Origin of the sequence: Pseudomonas sp. PDM28, assembly GCF_019219115.1 — a bacterium.
In the GTDB taxonomy this organism is placed as follows: Bacteria; Pseudomonadota; Gammaproteobacteria; order Pseudomonadales; family Pseudomonadaceae; genus Aquipseudomonas; species Aquipseudomonas laurylsulfatiphila.
In genome coordinates, this window is record NZ_JAHUWG010000014.1 from 16900 (window position 1) to 39616 (window position 22717).

Genomic DNA, 22717 nt, shown 5'->3' on the forward strand with positions numbered 1-22717 from the left:
GCTTTCGCGAGCAGGCTCGCTCCCACAGGGTTCTGCGTTTTAGCTGACTAGCATCACCACTGCGCGAAGGCGGCAAAGCTACAACCTGAGGTATCGCACTGTTTTTTGTGGGAGCGAGCTTGCTCGCGATGGCGGTGGCACATCCAGCATCGATGTGACCGACATACCGCCATCGCGGGCAAGCCCGCTCCCACAGGGTTTTGTGTCGCTACACGATTTGTATCAGCGTGCAGCCCAGGCGTTGAAGCGCTGCTCAAGCTCTTCGCCATGGTCGACCCAGAACTCTGCGTCCACCGCCCGGGCGCCGGCCAGGTTGGCTTCGGCGGTTGGCAGTTGTTCCTGCACGTCCTTGGGCAGCAATGGCAAGGTCTGGCGATGCACCGGTCCGTAGGGGATGTTTTCCGAGAAGACTTTTTGCGTCTGCGGCTGGCTGGCGAACGCGATGAAGTTTTCCGCCAGTGCCTTGTTCGGTGTGCCTTTGACCACCGCCCAGTATTCCGGGTCGTACAGGCTTTGCGGCCAGACGATGCTCAGCTTCATGCCTTCCTTTTGCGCCGAGGCGATCCGGCCGTTGTAGGCGGCGCTCATCACCACGTCGCCGGCCACCAGCCATTGCGCCGGTTGCGCGCCCGCCTCCCACCACTGGATGTTCGGCTTGATCTGGTCGAGCTTGGCAAAGGCCCGGGTCACGCCTTGTGGCGTGTTCAACACCTTGTAAATGTCATCCGCCTTGACGCCATCGGCCAGCAAGGCGATTTCCAGGGTGTACTTGGCGCTCTTGCGCAGGCCGCGCTTGCCCGGGAAGTCGGCGACGTTCCAGAAGTCCGCCCAGGATTGCGGCGCCTTGGCCTGCTTGCTCTGGTCATAGGCCATGACCATCGACCAGACGTAAGTGGCCACCCCGCATTCGGTCAGCGCACCGGGCACGAAGTTCACCGAATCACCGAAGCGCCCCACATCGAGCTTCTCGAACAAGCCCTCCTCGCAGCCGCGCAACAACTCGGGGCTTTCGACTTCCACCACGTCCCAGCTGGTGTGACCGGCCGAGACCATGGCCTTGATCTTCGACAGCTCGCCGTTGTACTCACCGGCGATGATGTTGCCCGCGCCGCTGGCGTTGAACGGCTGGAAATAGGCCTTATCCTGGGCCTGTTTGGTAGCACCACCGAAGGAAATCACGGTGAGGTCCTGGGGGGCCGCCCACACACTGGCACTCAACAACGCCAGGGCAAACGGAACACTGCAACGCAAGGATCTGGACATGGATCGCTTCCTCGAAAGTATGGGTTCGCACACTGACCAATGCCGATTCGTCACCTGTAGGAGCCGGCTTGCCGGCGATGGCGGCGGATCGGTCAAAACCGATGTCGCCTGCCAAATCGCTATCGCCGGCAAGCCGGCTCCTACAGGTGATTGAGCGGAATCAGCCCTGTTGACCCATTGTTGTTATTGCTCACTCAGATAAGCCGCCAGGCGATCCATCAGGCGGTCACAGGCCGCCATCTGGTCGACGCTGACAAATTCATCGGGCTTGTGCCCCTGGTCCATGCTGCCGGGACCGCAGACCACGGTCGCAATCCCGGCCTGATTGAACAGCCCGCCTTCGGTGCCAAAGGCCACGGTGCCGAAATCATCGCTGCCGCACAGCTCGGCAATCAGCCGGGCGGCGGCGCTGTCGGCGGGTGTCGCCAGGCCCGGATAGGCCGAGATTTTTTCAAAGCGGATCGCGGTATCGGTGTCCACGGCCTGCATGGCCGGCAGCAATGTGTGCTCGGCGTAGTCCTGCAGTTCATCGACGACCACTTGCGGAGCGAAGTCCGGCAAGGCGCGGATCTCGAAATCGAAACGGCAGTCCGCTGGCACGATGTTCAGCGCCGTACCGCCCTGGATCACGCCGACCTGCACGGTCGAGAACGCCGGATCGAAGCGCTTGTCGTGCAACGGCGGCCGGGCCAGGGTGGCGCCGATGTCGCCCAGCCGACCGATCAGGCGCGCGGCCTGCTCGATGGCATTGACCCCATAAGGCGCGTAGGCCGAATGACAGGCCGCACCACGCACGTGGCAACGCATCGCCAGCTTGCCCTTGTGACCAAGCACCGGCTTGAGCTCGGTCGGCTCACCGATCAAACACAACGCCGGAGCCGGGATGCGTTGGGGCAACACCTCCAGCAAACCGCGCACGCCAAGGCAGCCGACCTCTTCGTCATAGGAAAACGCCAAGTGCACCGGGCGCTTCAAAGGGCTGGCGAGAAACACCGGCACGGCGGCCAGCACCGAGGCCAGATAGCCTTTCATGTCCGCGGTGCCGCGACCGTAAAGCTTGCCGCCCGCCTCGCTCAGATTGAACGGCTCGACCGTCCAGGCCTGGCCGTCCACCGGCACCACGTCGGTGTGACCGGACAGCACGATGCCCCCGGCCACGCTAGGGCCGACCGTGGCCAACAGATTGGCCTTGGTCCGCTCGGCGTTGTAGATCAGTTCGCAATCCACGCCCAGCTCGCGCAGGTAGTCACGCACGAACTCGATCAGCTCGAGGTTCGAATCGCGGCTGACCGTGGCGAACCCGATCAACCGCGCGAGCATGGCGCGGCTGCGCAACTCACTCATCGCCGGGCACTCCATACGCGGGGGCCAGGGTCGGATTGAGCGCGCGGGTCAGGTAGTCCTGCAATTGCGGCTCGTAGGCCGTCCACAGTTTGCCCAGTTCGCCAATCGGGTTTTCATCGGCCCAATCCACCCGCAGGTCGACAATCGGCCAGGTCAGGTCACCGACCACCGACAACGCCGCCGAGTGCACCGCGCCCGCTTCGCCGCCGGCGTCCTGCCCGGCCTGCAAGGCGTTCATCAGGCGGGTGGCGAGGCAGCCTTCGCTGTTTTCGAAGGCCGCGACCATCGCCTCGATCACCCCACTGTTGGCCAGCAGATTGCCGGCCGCCACGCATTGGTCACCGGCCACCGCGTTGTTGATGCCCAGCGCATGGTTGCCGCTGAACACCGCCGTGCGCCCGTGGGCATCCACCACCGCCACCTGGCGGTACTGGCTGTAGCCGTTGCGGGTCAACGAGTGGTCCAGCGCCTGGGGCGGCGCCGAGCCGTTGGCCAGTTCATCGAGGATCTGCGGGCCGAGGGCCGGCAGCGTGATGTTCTGGCTCGACACCGCGCCGACCCCGGCACGCAGCCAGGGGCAGCGCGCGCCGACGGCGATGCTCGAAGAACTGATGGCAATGCCCAGCTGGCCGGTCTCGGCGCAGCGACCCACGATGGAAAAAGTCATGGCGAATTCCTTATTCAGGGATAACGGCAATCACGTCGATTTCCATCAGCCACTGCGGCTGGCCGAGGGCGCTGACCACCAGCCCGGTGGAAATCGGGAACACACCCTTGAGCCACTTGCCGACTTCCTGGTACACCGGCTCGCGATAGCGCGGGTCGATCAGGTAGGTGGTGGTCTTGACGATGTGGCTCAGGTCGCTGCCCGCCTCTTCAAGCAATTGCTTGACGTTGCGCATGGCCTGTTCGGCCTGGGCGCGCGGATCACCGAGGCCCACCAGTTGGCCGTTGAAATCGGTGCCGACCTGACCACGCACATACACGGTGTTGCCGGCGCGCACGGCCTGGCACAGATCGTTGTCCAGCGTCTGGTTCGGGTAGGTGTCTTTGGTGTTGAACATGCGGATGCGGGTATGAGTAGGCATTAACGAACTCCCATGAGGCTGGCTTTCTGAACGGGTGCGCGGGCGGCGTCGGCTTGACGCTGGGTCGCATCCCGATAGTTGAAATAGGTGTGCTGTTTAACGATGTGATCGGCGATGTGCTTGGCGTCGTGCCAAACGCCCCAGATGAACGCGGAGCCACGACGGGACTGCCACGGCAACCCGACGAAATACACCCCCGGCTCGGCCGACACGCCGCGCTGGTGCTGCGGCTTGCCGTTTTCCTTGAAGGCATCGACCTTCAGCCAGCTGTAGTCGGTGGAGTAACCGGTGGCCCAGATGATCGTGGTCACGCCGGCCTTGACCAGGTCCAGTTCAAGGATCGGCTGGGTCACGCAATCCGGATCGGCCAGCATGGCCCGGGCTTCGGGTTCCAGCGGCAGGTCGAGGCCGTTGCGTTCGATATAGGCGTCGGCCTTGTCGAGCAGCGCGAGGTAGTTTTCATCGCCACGGCGGATGTTGTCGGCGAGGTTGTTTTCAAAACTGACCACAGCGCCATTGAACGATTGAGTCAGGCCGACCAGGGTCATGCCCTGATGCGCCAGGCGCCGGAAGTCCACGGTGTGGCCGCCACGGGCACCGCTCACGGCGATGGTCACGTGTTCCTTGCCCGGTTGCATGGCCTCGGCATCCCACTCGCCCAGCACCCCCAGCCACCAGCAGAAATCGCGGTTGCGATAGGCGCGCGGCGGACGGTCGTGGGCGCCCACCGAGAGGTAGACCTGTTTGCCGGAACGTTGCAGCTCATCGGCGATCTGCACGCCCGACGACCCGGCGCCCACCACCAGCACCGCGCCTTCGGCCAGTTGCTGCGGGTTGTAGTACTGGGCGGAGTGAATCTGGCTGATGCCGGCCATTGGCGGGGCAATCGGCGGGATGGCCGGACGCTGGAACGGGCCGGTGGCGACCACCACGTGGCGGGCCTCAATCACACCATCAGAGGTTTCAACGGTGAAACCCGGACGATCGGCATTGCGTTGTACGCTCTTGACTTCAACACCGGTGCGGATCGGCGCGTTGAACTTGCGGGCATAGGCTTCGAAGTACTCGGCCACCTGCTCTTTGCCGGCGAAGGCATCCGGGTCCAGGCCGTCGAATTCCAGCCCCGGGAAGCGGTCGTGCCAGGCAGGACCGTTGGCCACCAGCGAATCCCAGCGGCCGGTGCGCCAGGCTTCGGCGATACGGTTGCGCTCCAGCACGAGGTGGGGCACACCGAGTTTGCTCAGGTGTTCACTCATGGCCACGCCGGCCTGGCCGGCGCCAACAACAAGCGTATCAATTTCGGTTTTATCAACTGTCATGGCTGTGCACTTCTGAAAGGTGGTTTGATTCAGGTCGGTCATGGCTGCCGCCTCGATGCTGATCACTGCTGTTCTTCTGCTGCGGCTATCGGTATCAGGGTGTTGGCCGCATTCTGTTCGGAGCCGGGAAATAGCGAAATTATGTTTTTTGTGGTTGCTGGCGAGGAAAAAGCGTCGAGGTGACCGGCTGGCCGTGCAAGGTTGCGGATGACCCGATCCCGGCCTATGGTCCAAGCGATGCATTGCCCGCGACCGGCGCGAAGACCCGGCGCGGATTGCTGTCCATCCAGTGCGGATCCACGCAAGGAGTGATGACATGCCCGACTATTCCCGTCCTGCCGTACTCGAACTGATTGGCAATACCCCGCTGGTACGTGTCAGCCGGTTCGATACCGGTCCCTGCACGCTGTTTCTCAAACTCGAATCACAGAACCCCGGCGGTTCGATCAAGGACCGCATCGGTCTGGCCATGATCGACACCGCCGAACGCGACGGCCGCCTGCGCCCCGGCGGCACCATCGTCGAAGCCACCGCCGGCAACACCGGCCTGGGCCTGGCCCTGGTCGGCCGCGCCAAGGGTTACCGGGTGGTGCTGGTGGTGCCGGACAAGATGTCCACCGAGAAGGTCTTGCACCTCAAGGCCATGGGCGCCGAGGTGCACATCACCCGCTCCGATGTCGGCAAGGGCCATCCCGAGTACTACCAGGACGTCGCCGCGCGGTTGGCGGCGGAAATTCCCGATGCGTTTTTCGCCGACCAGTTCAACAACCCGGCCAACCCGCTGGCCCACGAATGCAGCACCGCGCCGGAGATCTGGGCGCAAACCCAGCATGATGTGGACGCCATCGTCGTCGGCGTCGGATCGGCCGGTACCCTCACCGGCCTGACCCGTTTCTTCAAACGCGTGCAGCCGGAGCTGGAAATGGTCCTGGCCGACCCGGTCGGTTCGGTGATGGCCGAATACAGCCGCAGTGGCACCCTCCCCACCCCCGGTTCCTGGGCGGTGGAAGGCATCGGCGAAGACTTCATCCCGTCGATTGCCGACCTGTCCAGCGTGCGCCACGCCTATTCGATCAGCGACGAAGAAAGCTTCGACCATGCCCGCCAGTTGCTGCGCGCCGAAGGCATACTCGGCGGCTCGTCGACCGGTACCCTGCTGGCGGCGGCGCTGCGTTACTGCCGCGAACAGACCCAGCCGAAACGCGTGGTGAGCTTTGTCTGCGACACCGGTACGCGTTACCTGTCGAAGGTCTACAACGACCAGTGGATGAACGATCAGGGCCTGCTGCAACGCAAGCACTACGGCGACCTGCGCGACCTGATCGCGCGGCGTTTCGAGGATGGCCGGGTGATCAGCGTCGGCCCCGACGACACCCTGCTCACCGCGTTCCAGCGCATGCGCCTGGCGGACGTGTCGCAATTGCCGGTGCTGGTGAAGGGTCAACAACTGGTCGGCGTGATCGACGAGTCCGACATCCTGCTGGGGGTGCACGAGGACGTTGCGCACTTCCGTAAAACCGTGGCCAGCGCCATGACCGACAAACTGCAGACCCTGTCCCCCGCTGCCACCCTGGCGGAACTGGAGGCAGAGCTGGGCCGTGGGCTGGTGGCGATCATCCAGGATGCCTCGGGTTTCCACGGCCTGATTACCCGAACCGACATGCTCAACCATTTGCGGAGATCCCTGCCATGAGTCAACAGGACAAAAACGCCCCGCCTCAGGGCTTCGCCACCCGGGTGATCCATGCCGGGCAATCGCCGGACCCATCGACCGGGGCTTTGATGCCGCCGATCTACGCCAACTCCACCTATCTGCAACAGAGCCCCGGCGTACACAAGGGCCTCGACTACGGGCGCTCGCACAACCCGACACGCTGGGCCCTGGAGCGCTGCGTGGCCGACCTCGAAGGCGGCACCCGGGGTTTTGCCTTCGCCTCGGGCCTGGCGACCATTTCCACGGTGCTCGAACTGCTCGATGCCGGATCGCACGTCGTCTCCGGCAACGACCTGTACGGCGGCACCTTCCGCCTGTTCGACAAGGTGCGCCAGCGCAGCGCCGGGCACCGCTTCAGCTTCGTCGACCTGACCGACCTGGCGGCGTTCGAGGCGTCCCTGCAGGACGACACCCGCATGGTCATGGTCGAGACCCCGAGCAATCCGCTGCTGCGCCTCACCGACCTCGCCGCCATCGCCCGCACCTGCCGCGCGCGCGGCATCATCAGCGTGGCCGACAACACCTTCGCCAGCCCGTGGATCCAGCGCCCGCTGGAACTGGGTTTCGACATCGTGCTGCACTCGACCACCAAGTACCTCAACGGCCACTCCGACGTGATCGGCGGCATCGCCGTGGTCGGGCAGAACGCCGAACTGGCCGAGCGCCTGGGCTTCCTGCAAAACGCCGTCGGCGCCATCGCCGGGCCGTTCGATGCCTTCCTCACCCTGCGCGGGGTGAAGACCCTGGCCCTGCGCATGGAACGGCATTGCAGCAACGCACTGGAACTGGCGCAGTGGCTGGAGCGTCAGCCGCAAGTCTCCGGGGTCTACTACCCTGGCCTGCCCTCGCACCCGCAGCACGAACTGGCCCAGCGGCAAATGCGTGGATTCGGCGGGATGATCTCCCTCGACCTCAACAGCGACCTGGCCGGCGCCAAACGCTTCCTCGAGAACGTACAGATCTTCGCCCTGGCCGAAAGCCTGGGCGGCGTGGAAAGCCTGATCGAACACCCGGCGATCATGACCCACGCCACCATCCCGCCCGATACCCGCGCAGAGCTGGGGATTGGCGATGGGCTGGTGCGGTTGTCGGTGGGGGTTGAGGACGTCGAAGACTTGCGCGCGGACCTGGCGCAGGCGTTGGCGCGGATGTAAAGGTCAAAAGATCGCAGCCTGCGGCAGCTCCTACATGGGAATGCGTACCCTGTAGGAGCTGCCGCAAGCTGCGATCTTTTGACCCTCCCCACAATCGCACCATTTTCATTGGAACGCCCCCCCTGTAGGAGCTGCCGAAGGCTGCGATCTTTTGCCTTTGGTCTCTCACCCAAGAGTCCCTATAATCGCGCCGTTTTCGTCTACCCTCACGAAGCGTCGTGCAGCAATCAGCTTGTGCGGGGCGCATCGACATTTTTCCGCTATTGAACCGGAGAACTTCCATGCTCAAACGTACCCTGGCTATGGCCGTCGGCCTGACCCTGTCCCTTTCCACCCTGCTGGCACAGGCTGCCGAGACCCTCAAGGTCAGCGCCATTCCCGACGAAGCCCCCACCGAATTGCTGCGCAAGTTCAAGCCACTGGGCGAATACCTGGAAAAGCAACTGGGCATGAAGGTCGAGTTCGTACCGGTGTCCGACTACCCGGCGGTGGTCGAGGCGCTGGCCACCGACCGTATCGACATGGCCTGGCTGGGCGGTTTCACCTTCGTGCAGGCGCGTTTGAAAACCGGCAATGCCATTCCCTTGGTACAGCGTGAGCAGGATGCCCAGTTCACCAGCAAATTCATCACCGCCGATCCAGCGGTCAAATCCCTGGCCGACCTCAAGGGCAAATCGTTCGCCTTCGGCTCGGTCTCGTCGACGTCCGGCAGCCTGATGCCGCGTTATTTCATGCTGCAGGACGGCATCAAGCCGGAAAGCTATTTCAGCCGCGTCGGTTACTCCGGCGCCCACGACGCCACGGTCGCCTGGGTTCAGGCGGGCAAAGTGGACGCCGGCGTACTCAACGCCAGCGTCTGGGAAAAACTGGTCAAGGCCGGCAAGGTCGACACCGACAAGGTCAAGGTCTTCGCCACCACGCCGGCCTACTTCGACTACAACTGGACCGTGCGCGGCACCCTCGACCCGGCCCTGGCCGAGAAAATCAAGGTCGCCTTCCTCGCGCTCGACCCGGCCAACCCGGAACAAAAGGCGATCCTGGACCTGCAGGCCGCCAGCCGCTTCATCGAGACCAAGCCTGAGAACTACAAAGGCATCGAGGAAGCCGCGCGCGCTGCCGACCTGCTGAAATGACCTTGCATCTGAACCGGGTCAGCCTCACCCACGACACGGGCGTGCGGGCGCTGCATGAGGTCGACCTGCACATCGGCGCTGGTGAACAGGTGGCGATCATCGGCCCGTCCGGCGCCGGCAAGTCGAGCCTGCTGAACCTGCTGGCCACCGCCCTGCGCCCCGGCAGCGGCACGGTCGAAGTGCTCGGCGAGCACGCCTGGCAGCTCGGCGCCCGACAGCGCCAACGCCTGCGCGCGCGCATCGGCCTGGTGCATCAGGCGCCGCCACTGCCACCGCGCCAGCGCGTGGTCACCGCGGTGCTGGCCGGCAAACTGGGTCAGTGGAGTTTTGCCAAAAGCCTGCTGAGCCTGCTGCATCCGGTGGATGTGCCCGGCGCACGCGCGGCCCTGGTCAAACTCGACCTGGGCGACAAGCTGTTCGCCCAGTGCCAGCAATTGTCCGGTGGCCAACTGCAGCGCGTGGGCATTGCCCGCGTGCTGTACCAGGCCCCCGACGTGCTGCTGGCCGATGAGCCGGTGTCGGCGATGGACCCGGTGCTGGCCGGGCACACCCTGTCGATCCTCTGCCGCCACGCCCGGGAACACAAGGTGACCCTGGTCGCCAGCCTGCATGCTGTGGATCTGGCGCTGAGCAACTTCTCGCGCATCATCGGTTTGCGCGACGGCCAGATCCTCTTCGATCTTCCCTCTGCCGACGTCGACCACGACTTGCTCGACCGGCTCTACGCCAACGAGCAACTGCAATCCCCGCCCGCTCCGGTGGCGCCCTTGAGCCTGCAGATTCCCCGATGCTGACGCGCGATACACGAGACCCGGCCACCCTGCCCCGCCTGCTGCTCAGCCTGTTGGCGCTGGCCCTGCTGTGGCCCGGCATCCACTTCAGCGAACTGGACCTGGGTGTGCTGCTCAAGGCCGACAGCCAGAGTGAAATGGGCCGTTTCGTTTCGGCCTTCTGGCCGCCGGCCCATGGCGAAGAGTTCCTCCAGCTGCTGTGGCAAGCCACCTTGCAGACCCTGGCCATCGCCACCGCCGGCATGGCCCTCGCCTTGCTGCTGGCCGTGCCGGCCAGCCTGCTCGCCAGCCGCGCCTTGTCGCTGTCGGCCGCCTCGCGCGGTGGTCGCCCGAGCGCCCTGGGCCGGTTGTTGCGCTGGCCGGTGCGCGGCTTGCTGATCTTCCTGCGCAGCGTGCCGGAAATCGTCTGGGCCCTGCTGTTCGTGCGCGCCGTCGGCCTTGGCCCGACGGCCGGGGTGCTGGCCATCGCCATCACCTACAGCGGCATGCTGGGCAAGGTCTACGCGGAAATCTTCGAGTCGGTCGACCAGCGCCCCGCCCACTCACTGCTGCAAGCCGGCAGTGGCCGGTTGGCGGCGTTCTGCTACGGCATCCTGCCCAATGTCGCGGCGGAGCTGCTGTCGTACACCGTGTACCGCTGGGAATGCGCGATCCGCGCGTCCGTGGTGATGGGCTTCGTCGGCGCCGGCGGACTGGGCCAGCAGATCGACCTGTCGCTGCGCATGTTCGCCGGCGGTGAAGTGGCGAGCATGCTGCTGACCTTCTTCATCCTGGTGCTGTTCGCCGATCAGATCAGCCGCCTGCTGCGCTGGAGGTTCGCATGAATCGCCTGATCAACCTGCTGCTGATCCTGTGCATCGGCGCCGCGGTCGTCGCCTCGTTCCGCTACCTGGGCATCGACCTCGGCGAACTGACGGGCAGCGGCAACCTGAAGCAGATGGGCGCCTACGTGCTGCGCTTTCTCAGCCCGGACCTGAGCGCCGGCCACCTGCAAGCCATCGGCCGTGGCGCCGTGGAGACCATGGCAATGTCCGCCCTCGGCACCCTGCTCGCAGCGGTGTTTGGCCTGCTGCTGGCGCTGCCGGCGGCCGGACGCTTCGGCTGGCTGCTCCAGAGCGCATCGCGACTTGTACTCAATGGCCTGCGCGCCATTCCCGAACTGGTGTGGGCCGCACTGATGGTACTGGCCGCCGGCCTCGGCCCGAACGCCGGCACCCTGGCACTGGCCATGCACACCACCGGCGTACTCGGCCGCCTGTTCGCCGAAGCGCTGGAAAACACCCCGCCGCAACCTGCCGAAGCCATTCGATTGCAGGGCGGCAACGTGGTCTGGGCCTTCTGCTATGGCACCCTGCCTAACCTGTTTCCGCAGTTGCTGGCGTACATTTTGTACCGCTGGGAGAACAATATTCGCATGGCCAGCGTGCTGGGGTTTGTTGGGGCTGGGGGGTTGGGGCAGATGCTCTATGTGAGCCTCAGCCTGTTTCAGGAGGCTCAGGCCAGTACGGTGATTTTGGCGATGTTGGTGTTGGTGTTTGCGGTTGATGGGTTGAGTAGTTGGAGTCGGCAGCGGTGGGTTAAGGCGTGATGGGGAGGGGTGGATGGATTTGGTCAGCTGATTGCATTTGAGCTGAGCAGGCGTTTGCATGGGATTGATCACCGCGCTTCATGGGCATGACTGGCAGAAAACGGCCAATAGCTGCCAGCCACGTAAGGCTGCTACCAGCGCTAGCCTTGAAATGTAATTTGAAGTGTTCGCCAACCTTAGTGTGGCTAGCCTGGAAATTTGGCTTAACAAAATATATGGACTATGTCATTGTGATAATGACAATGTGAATTAAAAATACAATGCCAATATAAAAAATCTATAACCACAAAGGATAGTGAAATTGTCAAAAGCAAACGTAGAGCTTTCGATTAAAGGGGAGAGCATTCAAAGTCTATATGGCTATTATCTTTCTGATACTTTTCTCGTTAATCGACGCTATCAGAGAAAGCTAGTATGGACACTTGACGAAAAAAGAGCCTTCATTGATTCAGTGATAAAAGGCTATCCCGTTCCATTGATATTGCTGGCCGACATAGTTAGTAATGATACTAGGCGCTTAGAAATTATTGACGGAATGCAACGACTGAATGCAATTATGTCGTTTATTGAACAGGAGTTCGACGTTAATAATGAGTACTTTAACTTAGATTCGATTGCTGACACCAAACTTCAAATGGACGATGGGAAGTTAACCCAAAAGGGAATCCCAATGGCGCGCGAGATATGCGCAAATATAGCGCGCTACCAAATACCTCTATCCGTTTTTCAGGAAAAAGGTGCTAGCCATGTAGATGAGGTTTTCAGAAGACTCAACGCTAATGGACGACATCTCTCAAAGCAAGAATTACGACAGGCCGGCGCGACGAGTAAATTCGCATCGGTAGTTAGGAAGATATCGTGCAGCATTCGAGGGGACTCGAGTGCTAGTGATATTCTTAACCTAAGCGCAATGAAAAACATCAGCATAACAAGTAAAAATTTATCTTACGGAATCAATGTTGATGATGTTTTTTGGATTAAAAACAATATTATAACTCGGGAGTCATTAAGGGAGTCCAATGATGAGGAAATCATTGCTGACATTGTTGCGTGGACAAGTATCGGCAAGAGCCTAAGATCCAGCTCGGATATCCTAAATCAGCTATATGGGTTCGAAGTCGACGATAGTGATTCGACTTTAGCGCAACAGGTTGAGGTGGCAATTCAGAAAATCAATGAAGAGCAGGTTGCTTTAAATGTTCAGTTGGTATTTGATAAACTTATTTCAATACTTGACGCCTCAGGAAAAACCTTCAATGCCTTGCTGTTTGAAAAGCAACAAGCCAAAATTTCTAGATACTTTCAAATTGTTTATCTAACGTTATTCGAATTAATTGTTGTGCAGGGGAAAGAGATTAGTAATATGGCGGGCTTGGTAAAAGCCCTGAATAAATCTGGAGATAAATTAATCAAATTGAGTCAGGGCGGGGGGGTAACTGGTCAGCAAAAGAAAAGCAATCCGCTATTGAAATGCTGGAAGGCCCGCTGAAAAGATTCTTCGCCAAATCCAAATCCAATGACCCAACACGACAGCAGTGGATAACCCGCTTAGAAAACATTCTAATGCAGTCATCTACAGAGCAAAGCTTGTATGATTTTAAAATGGGACTGCATTCGCTAACTAACGATGCGAAATTTGACAAGTCTCTGTTTTCAAAAATCATCAAGACGTTGACGGCAATGGCGAATACTATGCCGGGAGCTTCAGGTTATTGCATCATAGGTATTGCTGACACGAAGCGTTCAGCAAATGCTTTCGAAAAAAGATATGGAGTGCCAGGAGCGAGCTATTCCAATTACTGGATTACTGGTGTGGATGCCGAGGCGAATGCATACCATCAAGGGGTTGATACCTATTTTACGAAGCTAACTCAACTCATACAAGCCCAGCCAATTAGTGATCGCGACAAAGATTACATTGCGCGGAATATAACGACAGTTACTTATTTCGATAAGACAGTCATTATACTAAAAATTGAATCTGGCCTCGTACCCTCCTTCTATAACGGCCAATATTTTGTGCGTCATGGAAGCAATATTGCAGAGGTTTTGCCAGTACATTTCTCCAACCTGTTTTCTCGTTTTCCTCAGGCTACTCAAATTCAAAACTAAGTCACATCCCATAAAGTGGTGAGTCGCCCCTTGCCACTTTATGTATGCTCCCAGTTCTCAAGTTGAGATTACCCATTGCTGTTTTGCTCGACCTCAAAGTCCAGAATACGTTCGCTACTGACCGTTCTTGAGCGAAGCTTTTGGCCGATTGTTGCCCGCCACGACAGGCAGAAATCGACCCATTATAGATAGTTGACGGTCGACCATGGGCTATCGGCTAATTCTATTGAGCAACTGTCTCCCCCCTGCCAGATTTCAGGAAAAATCTCTGGATTAGCTAGCGACTGACTTCTTCCGAACCAACCCATTACCAATGTCACTATTTATTCATCTTCAAACGGTCTATTTTTTGCTGCTCTTCAAGCTTCTTACGTTGGAGCCATAGCCCCAAAAACGAACTGTCCTTTACTGTAAAAATAAATACCAATGACGTGATATTTGCACCGGCGAACGCAATTATCATTCCCCACTCATCAGGGCGGGGTAAGCCTTTCTGAACAAGAAGATAACCAATAGTCAGTAATGAAGCGATGTTGAATAGTATGGCTATGGTTTTCATTGCTCAATCCTTGATGGTTTTGTGCTGATTAGAATATTATTCTTTGTACGTTTTTTGTCTGGTACTGCCGCATCTGTCGGTGGTTCCACCTAAATTTGACACATCTACGTCTACGCTACTGTGTGATTTCAATCGAGAGATAGTGGGCAATGAACGCACGTAGGGCTGACTCTGTTTCAATCGTGACTTTGTAAGTTGCTTTATGGATTCCCCCAGAGAACACTCGGTCCAAAGCAGTAGATGTCGCCTTACCTAAAATCCTCTCAATATCGGTGATTCCAGGTAGACTGGGTGGCTCACGGTCAACGCGAACGTAGAGGCCTTCCTTGGTTTTTGGGTCAAACGCAAATTCTGTGCGTTTGGCTGATTTAAGCTTGTAACTCCAAAACTTATTATTGTTGTCTTTTTTGTGGATATCCACGTAATCAGTGAGTGTTTGAAGCACACGCACCGCATCTACCCCAGTAATTTTCATAGTTTTACCTTGTTTGAAATTAAAACTTAATTTGAAATGGAAAAGCCGGAGAAAGAAAAATATAAAAATTTAACCGCCCCTGATTTTATAGGCAATCTGACAGCCTTCTTTTGAACGATTTTGCCCGTCGCGAAGGACCGCAGTCGCCCCAAACAGCCCTTAAGCTAATCGCCAAAAATACTTGACAAGATTTGCCAGTTTATGGTCTTCACTCTTTGCATAGCGCTGGCCATCCATGCGAAACACGCCATGCCGACTCAACAGCACAACGTCCCGATTTTGATGCCATAAGCGTTTCCACCTTAGATCGATGGGTGGTAGGGATATTTATCAAACATGGTGCTGAAAACACCTTCAACTCCCATCTTCGCTCATGAAGTAAAAAATGACGAAGACCTAGCGCGCCGGTTCGATCATTCTTTAATGAGAAATGAGATCTGACTCGGTCGCACACACTATTTTCATGCCCATTGTAAACAACGAGAAGACCATCTTCCCTCGTCCTGCACAGAAGCTCCGAGCCAAATGTAGACCAGTTGGCCAGAGCGGTCTGTCCGAAGTCACACCCTTTATGCGGTAAGGTGCTCGGGCGCTCCAGTGCTTTCAGCTCTTCCATCGATAGATCGACTAAGAACCAGTACCAACCTGACCTATAAGATCTCCAGGGGCTATTTGCCTTACGCGTAATATCCCACGATAAAGTGAAGAGATTTGAGTCCCAGGCGTCATCGCCACCAAACTCAATCGAATGGCTACATTGCCATACAAGTTCAGCAATCTCGCTAATATTCATTCACTCTCACCGAGGAAATTAACTAGATTTAGATTAAAAAATACAATTTTTAAGGGGTGGCCACATTGCTGTAGTTCGAATAAATTTAATGTTAAAGTTGAAGTGTAATCTTCTTGCTACAAGCTGGGCACGATACATCCACCTCTTTGAGGGATTTTTGATTTGAGTGTTCATAGATTTCAGCTATGATTTTTGCCCGCTTACAATATGGGCAATTGTAGGATGTTTTGTTGAAGCCAAATGAACGGCCCAGGCTATGAGCGTCGATTGCTTCGGAAGCAGCATTTAAAAATACCTGATGATTTTTGTCGATCATGAATATTTAGTCCTAGTCACGGTAATTTTTGATGATTATCAATGCTTGGCTATTAAGCCTTTATAAAGACTGAAGACTCAACAAATCGTTGAGGCTAATGTGAATTCGCCTTGAGATTTAGTTTGTTGAGTGTAGTGATGATGACGTCACTTTCCGATGAAAAAGTCATTCGTCAATTTCTCCATCTGACAAATCCAGTTCGTTCCACAGGTCGTCGTCTGCAAGCTTTCGGAACTCAGGCATTAGATTCTTTGCCAGAGCTGAAGGCGCGCCCTCTAGGGCCGAAGACGCCACCAAAGCATACCCACCACGATCAAGACGAACCGATACAATACCGAGATCCTCCAATGCATCGCGTACGCTCACGATAAGCGACTCACGCAGAGTGCTCCGGCCTGCCAGAATCCGTAGTGTTTTTTCACTGATTCTGGCGCGAGTCTTGCCGGACCTCTTCAGCAGCACGGCCAACCGTAGGGCAACCGTCTCAGACGTAGGATATTTAGAATTCACTCAAAGCCCTCAGAAGGATTCATATTAATCCTAAAATAGGATCGTTTTTGGGGTCTGTAAAGGACTTTTTCACGCTGGAAGCCTTGTTAGGTCTGCTGAGAAAGATTTTTTAGGGCTTTTTATGGATTTCAGGGGCTGCGCATGGAACCGCTGAAATGAAAAATACGGGGCAGAATCAGATCAGCGCTGCCAATCGATAAACCCAGCGCAGTCGAATAATGCAGCCGTCCCTGAATGACCACTCTTGGCCGTTCTCTGCCGTTCATGGGCTACAAAGCCTGCTGCTGAAATCCAACGCAATCGATCGTCAGAACGAATACAAATAGCTGATCAGGCCAAATGTAAACGGGTGATCAAGTGCAGTGCAATTTCCCGCCTGACGACCAAACCACTACTACCCACACAAAAAAACCTTCCTGCGCGTCAACACAGGAAGGTTTTTTGTTTGCGGCTGATCAGTCTTTAGCCTGGCTCAACTTGGTAAACAACTCGGTCGGCACTTTCTTGCCGTTGGAGGTGTACTGGTTGGTGCGGAACTTGTACACCTCACCCTCGGACAGGAAGCCGTCGCCATTGGCATCCATCGCCTTGAATTCCTCAGTGCCCTTGGGGGCCACGGTCAGCAGTTCCTTGAGCGACACGCGGCCGTCGTGGTCGGCGTCGGTGCGGGCGAAAGACGCATCGCCGCACTTGCCTTCACCGCACTTGCCTTCGGCCTGGGTCTTTTGGGCGCTGGCTTCGCTGGCGCCGCACTTGCCTTCGCCACATTTGCCTTCGCTGGTCTTTTCGGCGGAGGCCAGTTGATAGCCCTGAGGCAGGGCTTCGGCGGAAAACGCGGAGGACGCGAAGTTGATACCGCCGACCAGTGCTACAGCGATCAGACCAATACGGGTTTTGTTCGACTGGATACGAGACATGTTGATACTCCGGGTCAATGGCGTGGCGGGACCACTTTTGGTCGTACCACAAGGGTTGATGAACCTGGTTGCGAGCTGCGTTGTGCTTCTCGCTTTGGCAGGTCTATTTGGCCCCAGTGGTGTATTCGGGCTGTATCCGTGATGAGTGGGTTTTGTAGGGTTGTAGTCGGATTTCGTGCGCTGATACACAGCGATACACGAAAGGCGGTTTTCCGTTGATCAGGGATGTTTTTTGCTTGCGTGGGGATCGCTCGACATCGCCCACGAGCGCTTGTTTAAAAAGGTTGTAGGGTATTTCCGGCGGGCTACAAGACCTTGCGTCGTTGCCTACGGGTACGCCAAAATCCGCCGGCTTGTGCGCCCTGCCCCTGGTCTCTATCGTTTCCGCGCCACTGCCCATCAGTGGTCGGGTTTAGCAGCCCGCGATAACTTGGCTGTGCGTGCATATGTCATGCAGGTATTTCATTGCCTGTACTTGATGGTGGCTGTACGTGGGGCGCCCTCGGGCGCGCCGGATTGCAGGTGTTCGCACCGCAACAACGTGTTCTAAGAATCGCCTGATGTTCATCGACATTTCAGTTGATTAGGCTGCAACGCTCCTTGGCCACCCCGTATAGCCCTTTTCATGAAGCGATCACCACTGCAGCGCCCTCTGCTTATCTTTGTCGCGACGACATTGCTGGCGTGCGCGTCGGACGCGATGGCGGCAAGTTGCACATTCGCGAGCACCCCCACCACCCAAACGCTCAACTTCGGCGCGAGCCTGGCCAATGGTGGCCTGACAATCCCCGCCGACACGCCCGATGGCACAGTGGTCTACCAGGACACTGCGCAGCAATCGTTTTCGCACGCATGGACGTGCAATACGACCGCGCAATATGGTGTGGCAGTAAATCCAGCGCTAGGCACCCCGACCCAAACCGTAACGACCTTCCCCCTGGGCAAGACCGGACTTTCGTTCCGTATCTGGATGGATGCATTAAGTCGCTATGAGCCTTCTCTGTTTCCGATAACCCCAAAAGGCTACGGCGTAGCCGCAGGCGCGGTCCGACTGGAAATCGTCAAGTCAGGTCCATTGGCTTCGCGAGTCACGATTGCTGCCGGCGAACTTGGTAGCTTGCAATCAGGAGAGCTGATTCTTAACAAATTTAACCTGACCAACCCTCTGGTGTTGAATGCCGCCTCCTGCCAAACCCCTTCCGTCCCGGTAGCGATGGGCGACGACTATCAACTCCACGAGTTTAGCGACGCCGGCGCAAAACCCCGAACGGTGCGCTTCAACATCGCTTTGAACCAATGCCAAACCGGCATCAAGAAGGTGACTTACTCACTCAAGGCCACCACTCCCGTCATCGACGCGACAAAAGGCATCGTCGCACTCAACAACACCTCTACCGCCACGGGCATCGGCCTGCAATTGATGAATGACGCCGGACAACCCATCGCATTCGATACCACCTACCCGTTCACCGCTTTTACCACCACCGGCACCGACTTCAATATTCCGTTTTCGGCGGCGTACTACCGCCTGCCCACAGGTGACCTCAAGGCTGGCAGCGCCAATACCGAAGTCACCTTCATCGTGAACTACCTGTAACAAACTAAGGATCGTCTGATTTTCCCGGCGCCTGACCACTCTTACAGTGCCGGGATGAGATTGAAGACTTACCTCCATCAGATCAGCCCGATTCTTTCCACGCCCCATACTGCAGGTCGCCTGCTACGCATTTTTGCCTTTGTGTTGCTGGTGGGCATTCTGGGCGGCGTCTACAGCTTCCTGCTGTTTTCCTTCAACAACGAAATCTCCCAGCGCCGCAGCTACATGAGCAGCGCCATCGCCGAGGCCCATACCTTTTTCACCACCCGCGAAGCACTGCTGGAAAGCCTGAGCCTGTCGGCCACGCGCAAGGCCAAAACAAGCATGCCGACATCTGACGAAGAGACCCGCCTGTTGCTCGGTCAAACGCCGGGCAAGCAATGGAGCATCTGGCTGAACCAACGCATGCGTGACTACCTCAAAGCCAGGCAACTCAACCTTGTCTACGTCAGCAGCGGTCCCCAGGCCCAGGTCTTGCGCCTGTACAACGCGACTCCGGTGGCCGGTGATTTCCCCCAGGCCATGCTGGATCAACTGCAGACACTCAAGCACCAGAACACCAGCGCCCTGCAAGAACTCTGGCTGACCCATGCCGTAGACGGGCATTCGCAGTTGTACATTTTTATTCGCCTGGATGAGCGCGACATCAACTCCGGCTGGCTCGGCCTGGAAATGGACGACCGCGAAGTGTCCAGTGCCTTGAGCGACCACAGTGCCGGCGAGTTCACCATGTTCAATTCGCAAGGCATGCCGCTCTTCAGCAACAGCCGCAAACCACCGCCCGGGCAGCATCTGCCGCTCCTGCGGCAACAGGACTTTTTCGGTTTTGTCTGGGACGGTTGGCTGCCGGAACAGTTGGTATTGCGCAAGCAGTTGAAATCATCGGATTGGCAGCTCACCTACTCCATCGACTTGCTCGCAGTGTTGTCGGCATTGTGGCCGCAAATGCTCGGTGCGCTGGTGTTCTGCCTGCTGAGTATCAGTCTGGTGTGTCTGCTGACCCGGCGTCTGGAACAGCGCTTCATTACCCCGGCGATCCACCGCATCCAGGCACTGGTGGAAAGCGAGTTGTTCAGCCGCGACGTGATCCAGACCGCCCCCGTGGCACTGTGCGTACTGCGGCGCACCGACGGCCAGGTGGTGCTGGAAAACACCCTCGCCCGACAATGGCTGGACGAATGTGGCGAGCAACTGGGCGCCGGCTGGATTCGTGATGCGTTCGACCCGACCGAACCTTGCCTGACCGATTACTTCGAGACCGCCGATGGTCGTCATCTTTATCTGAGCTGCGCGCCCACCCGCTACAACGGCGAAGACGTGTTGCTGTGTGCGTTCAGCGACATCAGTGCGCGCCGGCAAATCGAAGCGGCGCTGGAGCAGGCCCGCCAATCGGCCGACGCCTCCAACGAAGCCAAGACCTTGTTTCTCGCGACCATGAGCCACGAAATCCGCACCCCGCTCTACGGCGTGCTCGGCACTCTGGAATTGCTCGCCCGTACGCAGCTCGATACCCAGCAGAAAAGCTACCTGCGCGCCATCGAGGGCTCGTCCGCTACCTTGCTCCAGTTGATTTGCGATGTGCTGGATGTGTCGAAGATCGAGGCCGGACAACTGGCTCTGGAGTTGAGCGAATTTTGCCCGACGACGCTGGCGCAGGAAGTGGTGCAGGGTTACGCGGCTGCGGCGCAGAGCAAAGGCTTGCAACTGTACGCCTGCCTCGACCCGCAACTGCCGGATCGACTGATGGGGGATGTCAGCCGCGTGCGGCAGATCCTCAACAATCTGCTGAGCAACGCGGTCAAGTTCACTGATTCCGGGCGCGTGGTGCTGCGGGTCAAGCTGCAATGTCGCGAAGGTGAACGCGTGCGCCTGCAATGGCAAGTCTCGGACACCGGCAAAGGCATCGCCCAAGACGATCAGGCATTCATTTTCGAACCGTTCTACCAGACCGAAGGCAACACCAACGTGGTGGTAGGCTCGGGCCTTGGCCTGCCCATTTGCCTGCGTCTGACGCATTTGATGAATGGCACCCTGCGCGTGGTCAGCGAGCCCGGACTGGGCAGCAGTTTTTCCCTGAGCGTGTCCTTTGAGCAACCCTCATGCAACGCATCCCCTGCAGCCTTGCCGACATTGGCAGCGGACATCGTGTATGTGACCTCGCCCATACGCGAACTGGCAGACAGTATCAGCGGCTGGGTACGCCGTTGGGGCGCTCGCCCGTATCTCGGCGCACCTGACCGCATGGGTCCTGGCGCGACGGCTGTGCTGCTTGAGCTGGATCCCGCGCCCTACGGGCAACGCCCGAGCCTGCCATGGCAAGGGCCGCGGGTACTGGCGTGCGGCGACGGCGCCCACGAGCCGCAGTTCAGCGGTGATGGCTGGAAGGTCAATCTGAACGATCTGGCCGCCATCCAACGGGCGCTTCGCCAAGCCCAGGGCGGCCAGATTGCCCAGCACCCGAAACAACGAGAACCCCATGCGCTGCGAACGTTGCGCCTGCACATCCTGGTGGCAGAGGACAACGTCATCAATCAACTTATCCTGCGCGATCAGCTCGAAGAGCTTGGCTGCACGGTGGCGTTGGCCAGCGATGGCGAGGAAGCGTTGTCGCTCTGGCACGAAGGCACATTCGACATCGTCCTCACCGACGTCAACATGCCAAGACTCAATGGCTACGACCTGGCCAAAACCCTGCGACGTCAGGGTTGCACCACCCCGATCATCGGCGCCACCGCCAACGCCATGCGCGGTGAAGACGCCCTGTGCCTGGCCGCCGGCATGAATCACTGCCTAGTCAAACCTTTTACGCTGCGAGCCTTGTTCGCTGTCCTGGCTCCCTACGAAGGAGTTGCTCATGAAGTCCTGTAGCATTTTGATAGTCGAAGACCATCCCTTCCAGCACCGGTATTTACAAAACCTGTTCAACGAGTTGGGCGACTTCGACGTCGTGTGCGCCAGGGACGGCGAAGAAGCACTGGCCTGTCTGAAAGAACGCGACTTCGACCTGGCACTCACCGACCTGCTGATGCCGGGCATGGATGGCGTGCAGTTCATCCAGGGCCTCGCTGCGCAACGTTCGCGCCCCGCGCTGGCCATCATGAGCACTGCGTCACGCCGCATGTTGATGGGCGCCAGCCTGGTGGCGAGCAACCTGCAAGTGAAAGTGATCGGGCTGATTTCAAAACCGGTGAACACGGCCGCCCTGCGCTGCCTGATCGATCAGTTGCAGGCGCTGCGCCAGATGGAGCCGGCCAAGACCCGCGAAGGCATCGATCGCCAAAGTATTTTGCACGCCCTCGACAACGGTGAACTGCAAGCCTGGTTCCAACCCAAGAAAGCCCTGAACAATGGCCGAATCGTAGCCGCTGAAGCGCTGGTGCGCTGGGTTCATCCCGAGCATGGCACACTGCTGCCCGGCGCATTCCTGCCGGCGCTGGTCGCCTTTGGCCTCGAAGAGCGCCTGCTGTGGCGCGTGCTGGAGCAGGCGATTGCCGCCCAGATCGCATGGCGCCAGCAGGGGTATGACATTCCGGTTTCGATCAACCTGCCCACGCATTTGCTCAACAGCCACGATCTACCCGACCGCATCCTCGCTTTCGTGCTTGCCCATCAAGGCTTGCCTGCGAGGATCTGCTTCGAATTGATGGAATGCTCGGTGCCCGATGACATCAGCAACTTCTACGCCGGTGCCTGTCGCTTGCGGATCAAAGGGTTCGACCTGTCCCAGGATGATTTCGGCAAGGGCTACAGCTCCTACATGAATCTGGTGTCGGCACCTTTCAGCGAATTGAAGATCGACCGCACACTGGTGCAAGGTTGCAACGCCAATGAGGAACTGGCCCAGGCGCTGACCAGCATTGTCAGCCTGGGCCGCCAGTTGGGACTGACCGTGGTGGCTGAAGGCGTAGAAACTGCGCAAGAGCTTGCTCTGTTGCGTAAAATCGACTGCACTCAGGTTCAGGGTTTCCTGATCTCCCACGCCGTGTCTTCGGATCAGTTCCAGCAACTGCTGAACCATGACGGACCGGCAAACGTTTATTGACC

The 22717-nt window shown here is 58.3% G+C and carries 21 protein-coding genes; 12 read left to right on the forward strand and 9 right to left on the reverse strand.

Annotation, left to right across the window (positions count from 1 at the left end; all coding sequences use genetic code 11):
• Positions 1-222: 222 nt before the first annotated feature.
• Positions 223-1263, reverse strand: coding sequence for an ABC transporter substrate-binding protein (locus KW841_RS27455; protein ID WP_218480470.1), 1041 nt, complete (start codon positions 1261-1263; stop codon positions 223-225).
• Between KW841_RS27455 and KW841_RS27460 the strand changes: the two genes are divergently transcribed.
• Positions 1262-1417, forward strand: coding sequence for a hypothetical protein (locus tag KW841_RS27460; RefSeq protein WP_157222277.1), 156 nt, complete (start codon positions 1262-1264; stop codon positions 1415-1417). The two genes, KW841_RS27455 and KW841_RS27460, sit on opposite strands and share 2 nt — an antisense overlap.
• Positions 1418-1446: 29 nt before the next feature.
• Here KW841_RS27460 and argE read toward each other — a convergent pair whose 3' ends face one another.
• Genes argE through KW841_RS27480 form a run of 4 tightly spaced genes read right to left on the reverse strand, consistent with a single transcriptional unit; the run spans position 1447 to position 5056 of the window.
• Positions 1447-2607 (reverse strand): acetylornithine deacetylase, encoded by a 1161-nt coding sequence (gene argE / locus KW841_RS27465; RefSeq protein WP_218480471.1) that lies wholly within the window; start codon positions 2605-2607, stop codon positions 1447-1449.
• Positions 2600-3274, reverse strand: a complete 675-nt coding sequence (locus KW841_RS27470; protein ID WP_007976091.1) for a DUF1028 domain-containing protein — start codon at positions 3272-3274, stop codon at positions 2600-2602. Before KW841_RS27470 ends, argE begins: the two co-directional genes overlap by 8 nt.
• A 10-nt stretch (positions 3275-3284) precedes the next feature.
• Positions 3285-3695, reverse strand: a complete 411-nt coding sequence (locus KW841_RS27475) for a RidA family protein (RefSeq protein WP_003201555.1) — start codon at positions 3693-3695, stop codon at positions 3285-3287.
• Positions 3695-5056, reverse strand: coding sequence for an NAD(P)/FAD-dependent oxidoreductase (locus KW841_RS27480; RefSeq protein ID WP_218480472.1), 1362 nt, complete (start codon positions 5054-5056; stop codon positions 3695-3697). The genes KW841_RS27475 and KW841_RS27480 overlap by 1 nt, the downstream gene beginning before the upstream one ends.
• Positions 5057-5330: 274 nt before the next feature.
• Between KW841_RS27480 and KW841_RS27485 the strand changes: the two genes are divergently transcribed.
• The 8 genes from KW841_RS27485 to KW841_RS27520 all read left to right on the forward strand — a co-directional run bounded on the left by KW841_RS27485 (position 5331) and on the right by KW841_RS27520 (position 13506).
• The gene (locus KW841_RS27485) at positions 5331-6707 is read left to right on the forward strand and encodes a pyridoxal-phosphate dependent enzyme (RefSeq protein WP_218480473.1); all 1377 of its coding nucleotides are present in this window, start codon (positions 5331-5333) and stop codon (positions 6705-6707) included.
• Positions 6704-7882, forward strand: a complete 1179-nt coding sequence (locus KW841_RS27490) for a PLP-dependent aspartate aminotransferase family protein (protein ID WP_218480474.1) — start codon at positions 6704-6706, stop codon at positions 7880-7882. The genes KW841_RS27485 and KW841_RS27490 overlap by 4 nt, the downstream gene beginning before the upstream one ends.
• A 281-nt stretch (positions 7883-8163) precedes the next feature.
• Positions 8164-9015 carry a putative selenate ABC transporter substrate-binding protein gene (locus KW841_RS27495; RefSeq protein WP_218480475.1) on the forward strand — a complete coding sequence of 284 codons (852 nt, stop codon included), beginning with the start codon at positions 8164-8166 and terminating at the stop codon, positions 9013-9015.
• Entirely contained in the window at positions 9012-9809 is a 798-nt protein-coding gene (locus KW841_RS27500) for a phosphonate ABC transporter ATP-binding protein (protein WP_218480476.1), read from the forward strand. The genes KW841_RS27495 and KW841_RS27500 overlap by 4 nt, the downstream gene beginning before the upstream one ends.
• Positions 9803-10630, forward strand: coding sequence for an ABC transporter permease (locus KW841_RS27505; protein ID WP_218480477.1), 828 nt, complete (start codon positions 9803-9805; stop codon positions 10628-10630). Before KW841_RS27500 ends, KW841_RS27505 begins: the two co-directional genes overlap by 7 nt.
• The gene (gene phnE, locus KW841_RS27510) at positions 10627-11394 is read left to right on the forward strand and encodes a phosphonate ABC transporter, permease protein PhnE (protein ID WP_015095637.1); all 768 of its coding nucleotides are present in this window, start codon (positions 10627-10629) and stop codon (positions 11392-11394) included. Before KW841_RS27505 ends, phnE begins: the two co-directional genes overlap by 4 nt.
• Before the next feature lie 301 nt (positions 11395-11695).
• Complete coding sequence (locus tag KW841_RS27515; protein WP_218480478.1) at positions 11696-12883, forward strand: DUF262 domain-containing protein; 1188 nt, start codon at positions 11696-11698, stop codon at positions 12881-12883.
• A complete protein-coding gene (locus KW841_RS27520; RefSeq protein WP_218480479.1) occupies positions 12865-13506 on the forward strand; it encodes an ATP-binding protein in 642 nt (213 codons plus the stop codon). Before KW841_RS27515 ends, KW841_RS27520 begins: the two co-directional genes overlap by 19 nt.
• 319 nt (positions 13507-13825) lie before the next feature.
• Here KW841_RS27520 and KW841_RS27525 read toward each other — a convergent pair whose 3' ends face one another.
• The 4 genes from KW841_RS27525 to KW841_RS27540 form a co-directional block, all read right to left on the reverse strand.
• Entirely contained in the window at positions 13826-14065 is a 240-nt protein-coding gene (locus KW841_RS27525; RefSeq protein ID WP_218480480.1) for a hypothetical protein, read from the reverse strand.
• A 115-nt stretch (positions 14066-14180) separates the two neighbouring features.
• Entirely contained in the window at positions 14181-14540 is a 360-nt protein-coding gene (locus KW841_RS27530; RefSeq protein WP_218480481.1) for a hypothetical protein, read from the reverse strand.
• Between the two features lie 1274 nt (positions 14541-15814).
• Positions 15815-16117 carry a hypothetical protein gene (locus KW841_RS27535; RefSeq protein WP_256357977.1) on the reverse strand — a complete coding sequence of 101 codons (303 nt, stop codon included), beginning with the start codon at positions 16115-16117 and terminating at the stop codon, positions 15815-15817.
• Positions 16118-16614: 497 nt separating this feature from the next.
• The gene (locus tag KW841_RS27540; RefSeq protein WP_218480483.1) at positions 16615-17076 is read right to left on the reverse strand and encodes a hypothetical protein; all 462 of its coding nucleotides are present in this window, start codon (positions 17074-17076) and stop codon (positions 16615-16617) included.
• Between the two features lie 625 nt (positions 17077-17701).
• On the opposite strand from KW841_RS27540, the gene KW841_RS27545 reads away from it, so the two are divergent.
• Genes KW841_RS27545 through KW841_RS27555 form a run of 3 tightly spaced genes read left to right on the forward strand, consistent with a single transcriptional unit; the run spans position 17702 to position 22715 of the window.
• Positions 17702-18673, forward strand: coding sequence for a fimbrial protein (locus tag KW841_RS27545; RefSeq protein ID WP_218480484.1), 972 nt, complete (start codon positions 17702-17704; stop codon positions 18671-18673).
• Between the two features lie 54 nt (positions 18674-18727).
• Entirely contained in the window at positions 18728-21541 is a 2814-nt protein-coding gene (locus KW841_RS27550) for a response regulator (protein ID WP_218480485.1), read from the forward strand.
• Positions 21528-22715, forward strand: coding sequence for an EAL domain-containing response regulator (locus KW841_RS27555; RefSeq protein WP_218480486.1), 1188 nt, complete (start codon positions 21528-21530; stop codon positions 22713-22715). Before KW841_RS27550 ends, KW841_RS27555 begins: the two co-directional genes overlap by 14 nt.
• Positions 22716-22717: the final 2 nt, after the last annotated feature.

Excerpts from the sequence above, each read along its gene's own strand:
- KW841_RS27520 (WP_218480479.1), top strand. The coding sequence starts at position 12,865 with ATGCTGGAAGGCCCGCTGAAAAGATTCTTCGCCAAATCCAAATCCAAT.
- KW841_RS27545 (WP_218480484.1), top strand. The coding sequence starts at position 17,702 with ATGAAGCGATCACCACTGCAGCGCCCTCTGCTTATCTTTGTCGCGACG.
- KW841_RS27470 (WP_007976091.1), bottom strand. The coding sequence starts at position 3,274 with ATGACTTTTTCCATCGTGGGTCGCTGCGCCGAGACCGGCCAGCTGGGC.
- KW841_RS27540 (WP_218480483.1), bottom strand. The coding sequence starts at position 17,076 with ATGTCTCGTATCCAGTCGAACAAAACCCGTATTGGTCTGATCGCTGTA.
- KW841_RS27495 (WP_218480475.1), top strand. The coding sequence starts at position 8,164 with ATGCTCAAACGTACCCTGGCTATGGCCGTCGGCCTGACCCTGTCCCTT.
- KW841_RS27500 (WP_218480476.1), top strand. The coding sequence starts at position 9,012 with ATGACCTTGCATCTGAACCGGGTCAGCCTCACCCACGACACGGGCGTG.
- KW841_RS27460 (WP_157222277.1), top strand. The coding sequence starts at position 1,262 with ATGGATCGCTTCCTCGAAAGTATGGGTTCGCACACTGACCAATGCCGA.
- KW841_RS27555 (WP_218480486.1), top strand. The coding sequence starts at position 21,528 with ATGAAGTCCTGTAGCATTTTGATAGTCGAAGACCATCCCTTCCAGCAC.
- KW841_RS27475 (WP_003201555.1), bottom strand. The coding sequence starts at position 3,695 with ATGCCTACTCATACCCGCATCCGCATGTTCAACACCAAAGACACCTAC.
- KW841_RS27485 (WP_218480473.1), top strand. The coding sequence starts at position 5,331 with ATGCCCGACTATTCCCGTCCTGCCGTACTCGAACTGATTGGCAATACC.
- KW841_RS27525 (WP_218480480.1), bottom strand. The coding sequence starts at position 14,065 with ATGAAAACCATAGCCATACTATTCAACATCGCTTCATTACTGACTATT.
- KW841_RS27505 (WP_218480477.1), top strand. The coding sequence starts at position 9,803 with ATGCTGACGCGCGATACACGAGACCCGGCCACCCTGCCCCGCCTGCTG.
- argE (WP_218480471.1), bottom strand. The coding sequence starts at position 2,607 with ATGAGTGAGTTGCGCAGCCGCGCCATGCTCGCGCGGTTGATCGGGTTC.
- phnE (WP_015095637.1), top strand. The coding sequence starts at position 10,627 with ATGAATCGCCTGATCAACCTGCTGCTGATCCTGTGCATCGGCGCCGCG.
- KW841_RS27530 (WP_218480481.1), bottom strand. The coding sequence starts at position 14,540 with ATGAAAATTACTGGGGTAGATGCGGTGCGTGTGCTTCAAACACTCACT.
- KW841_RS27455 (WP_218480470.1), bottom strand. The coding sequence starts at position 1,263 with ATGTCCAGATCCTTGCGTTGCAGTGTTCCGTTTGCCCTGGCGTTGTTG.
- KW841_RS27490 (WP_218480474.1), top strand. The coding sequence starts at position 6,704 with ATGAGTCAACAGGACAAAAACGCCCCGCCTCAGGGCTTCGCCACCCGG.
- KW841_RS27480 (WP_218480472.1), bottom strand. The coding sequence starts at position 5,056 with ATGACCGACCTGAATCAAACCACCTTTCAGAAGTGCACAGCCATGACA.
- KW841_RS27550 (WP_218480485.1), top strand. The coding sequence starts at position 18,728 with ATGAGATTGAAGACTTACCTCCATCAGATCAGCCCGATTCTTTCCACG.